The sequence below is a fragment of the Pseudomonas sp. S4_EA_1b genome (genome assembly GCF_016307435.1).
GTDB classification, from domain to species: domain Bacteria; phylum Pseudomonadota; class Gammaproteobacteria; order Pseudomonadales; family Pseudomonadaceae; genus Aquipseudomonas; species Aquipseudomonas rhodesiae.
This window is the reverse complement of sequence record NZ_JAEILC010000180.1, coordinates 1-3510: the sequence shown is the minus strand read 5'-3', so window position 1 is coordinate 3510 and position 3510 is coordinate 1. Positions and strand designations below refer to the sequence as shown.

General features: G+C 48.9%; 2 protein-coding genes and 1 pseudogene. All 3 read right to left on the bottom strand.

The annotated features are described in order from the left end of the window. Nucleotides 1–13: 13 nt before the first annotated feature. On the bottom strand, nt 14–1720 hold the full coding sequence (locus YA0848_RS35025) for a putative bifunctional diguanylate cyclase/phosphodiesterase (protein WP_026136742.1): 1707 nt from the start codon (nt 1718–1720) through the stop codon (nt 14–16). Between the two features lie 36 nt (nt 1721–1756). Next, the gene (locus YA0848_RS35020; RefSeq protein WP_371105869.1) at nt 1757–2866 is read right to left on the bottom strand and encodes a methyl-accepting chemotaxis protein; all 1110 of its coding nucleotides are present in this window, start codon (nt 2864–2866) and stop codon (nt 1757–1759) included. Nucleotides 2867–3043: 177 nt separating this feature from the next. Next, nucleotides 3044–3211, bottom strand: a pseudogene (locus YA0848_RS36880) (PAS domain-containing protein); the annotation flags it as partial. Between the last annotated feature and the right edge of the window lie 299 nt (nt 3212–3510).

Sequence of the window (3510 nt, the reverse complement as noted above, 5' to 3'; positions counted from 1 at the left end):
CGACGCAATCAGTTCATGGACGGTGCGGTTTATCTATTACCCCTCTAGATAAATGAGCAGGGACAAACTTCGCCACCCAAGATGGCACTTTTTCTACCGGCATGGGTTTCGCAATACCATAGCCTTGCGCTACATCACAACCTAGGTTCATCAGCAACACTCCGTGCTCAACCGTTTCCACCCCTTCAGCAATAACCTCGCGGTTAAACGATTTCGCTAGGCCGATGATCGCCTTAGTCAGCCCCAAGCTGTCTTTATCGATGAGTATGTCGCGTATAAAAGATTTGTCTATCTTGATTGACTGCGTGGGCAGTTGTTTAAGGTAGCTCAGCGATGAATACCCGGTTCCAAAGTCGTCCAACGAAAATGTCACACCCAGATCCTGGCAAGCAATGAGGCACTGAGTGACATGTGATAAGTGTTCTATCACCACTGATTCGGTAATCTCAATATCCAACATCTGCGGCAAAACATTAGGGTGGCTGTCCAGCAAAAACTTTAGGGACTTTACAAAGTTTTCTTTTTTCAAATGTAATGCTGCAATGTTTACACTCACAGACCACGAATGACCCAAGTCCGCCCATTGTTCTATTTGACTGAGCGCCTGATCTATGACCCACTCGCCGATCTCCACGATCAGATCGCTCTGCTCAATCAACGGTATAAAATACTGCGGTAATATAAGTCCATCTCGCGGATGCTGCCAACGCAATAGTGCTTCAAAACCAATCACTGCCCCACTGCTCAAACTTATTTTTGGTTGATAATGCAAGCATAACTCACCATCATGTAACGCTTGGCGAACCCGTATTACGGTATCAAAAGCTGATTTATCCATCTTATCTTTTGATACATCAAACAAATAGAAACAGTTACGGCCACTTTGTTTGGCCTTATACATAGCCTGATCGGCATGACGTAGCAGTGTATCGGCATTCTCATTATCGTTTGGATAGAGCGTCACACCGATACTGGCGGAAATATTAATGCCTATGCCATCGATGATGTAGACGGCGGAAAGGGCAGCTAAAAGCCTCTGCAGGGCGCTTTCCAACACCTTGGGATCCCGCACACCCAAAATCAGCACGAACTCATCGCCTCCCAAACGGGCTACGGTATCTTCGATACGCATACTATGTTTCAGGCGATCAGCCACCGCCACTAACAGACGATCACCTATCTCGTGGCCATAGCGGTCGTTAATCTGCTTAAACCCATCGAGATCAAGCACGCCCACGGCAACCGTGCTGGACTGGCTCTTTGCTTTGACAATAGCCTGATCAAGCGCTTTGGACAGCAAAAAACGATTTGGAAGACCCGTCAGCTCGTCGTGCTCAGCCTGCCATTGCAAGGTTTCCAGAAACTTCCGCTTTTCGGTCACATCGAAACGAATGGAAACGTATTTCTGCACCCGCTGGCTGGCATCATCGTACATGGGTACAATGGTGCTCTCTACCCAATACAGGCTGCCATCCTTTTTACGGTTGCAAATTTCACCTTTCCATACCTGCCCACGTGAAACTTTTTTCCACATATCAATAAAGAACTCAGGGGGATGCTGCCCTGAGTTTAGTATGCGGTGGTTTTGCCCAATCAACTCCTGTGCGCTATAGCCAGAAATATCACAGAACTGTTCATTGACATAGGTGATTATTCCGGATTTATCGGTTTCCGAGAAAATAGCTGCCGCATCCACCGCTGCACGGTATCTTGCACTCATATATAAACCTAATTCACCAAAATAGTCATAAGGTCACTACCTGTTGAACCGTTCAACCAACGAGTTTAAACCACGGGATGTACTTTCAAGTTCGCGGCCACGAATCACGGCGGAGTTAGCATTCTTCGCTGTTCTCTCAACCGTTCCCGCTACGTTATTAATCTGCCGAGCAATATCTTCAGCGACACTAGCCTGCTCTTCTGAAGCGGCTGCCATTTGCTGGCTCATACCACTGATCCGTTCAACAGCATCGCGAATGCCTTGGAGAGCACACTGCGCCTCTATAACTTGCTGTACACCGTGGTCGGCCTCGCGAATACCGAGTTTGGCAATGCTCACAGCCTCATCTGCGCCTTTTTTAAGGGTTTCAATGACGTTTTGAATTTGTTGAGTCGATACGCGGGTTTTAGCGGCCAAGGCCCGGACTTCATCAGCTACTACCGCAAAACCACGACCCTGCTCACCAGCCCTAGCCGCTTCAATTGCAGCGTTGAGAGCGAGTAGGTTGGTTTGATCAGCAATGGCTTGAATCACCCCCGCAGCAGCCATAATTTGCTGGGTTTCATTGGCAAGGTAATCCACAGCAGTGCTGATATTCGTGACGGTACTGGCCAGCAACTGAATGGCCTCACGGGAAGTACCGGCGACTTTATCACCTTGTTCAGCCAGTTCATTTGCTGCTTGCGCTTCCATGGCGGTTTTTTGAACATGCCCTGCCACTTCGTTGATTGAGGCCGCCATCTCCGTCATGGCGGCTGCCGTCATGTCCGTTTCCGCTCGCTGCTCCAGCAAGGCATTTTCAGTTTGGTTCGAGAGTAAGGAGGAATGCGCAGCGGCTTCAGCCACTTGGCTGGCCAGATCGCTTAGCCGAGTCAGTGCGGTTTTAAGGCGTGCATCCTCACTAATCAATATCATTTCCAACTGCGCTGAAGGGCCATACGTATCGCTGTAAGTGATGGCGCTAATCGGATCTGAAAAAGCGTCAGGGGCGCATTTCATGATATGACTCAACTGATGTTCCAGCCGCGTATAGGACCACCATCCTGTAACGAGAAAGAGCACGGCAGTTACCGCTTGTGCTGCCAGGCTTGGCAGCACGCTAGCCGCACCTATTGCCAACGCAGCCGCAGTTGCAGGTAAGACCATCCTCCTCATGAATGCCGCATAATGACGATTTTGGGGAATGGAATTTTTACCTGCACGCAACCGGTCATACAGCTTTTGTGCGCGATCAATTTGCTCCCGAGTCGGCTTGACTCTAACGGACTCGTAGCCTGTTAAGCGGCCATCTTCGAGAATAGGTGTCACATACGCACTGACCCAATAGAAGTCACCATTCTTGCAGCGATTCTTGATGATACCCATCCAGCTTTTGCCAGCCTTCAGATAGCCCCACATCAGCCCGAAAACAGCTGGAGGCATGTCGGGATGACGAACCAAATTGTGCGGACTGCCCAACAACTCTTCACGAGAATAGCCACTTATTCTCATAAACTCGTCATTCACATAGGAAATATTCCCATTCGCATCCGTAGCAGAGATCAATCGCTGCTGGACTGGAAATATTTGTTCAACGGTTGTGACAGGCAGGTTCGAGCGCAAGATGAGTCTCCATGAGCAATAATGGCATTATGCCATAAGGCGTGACTAACGGGTAATGCGAAATAAAGGGAAATCACAGAGCACTGAGATGTTTGTACGCTAAGCCATGGTTCTCAGCTGCAACCATTATCTGACACTGGTGACTTCGGTTGAAGTCCCCCTGCCAGTGCGAATTAGGTTTTGTACGA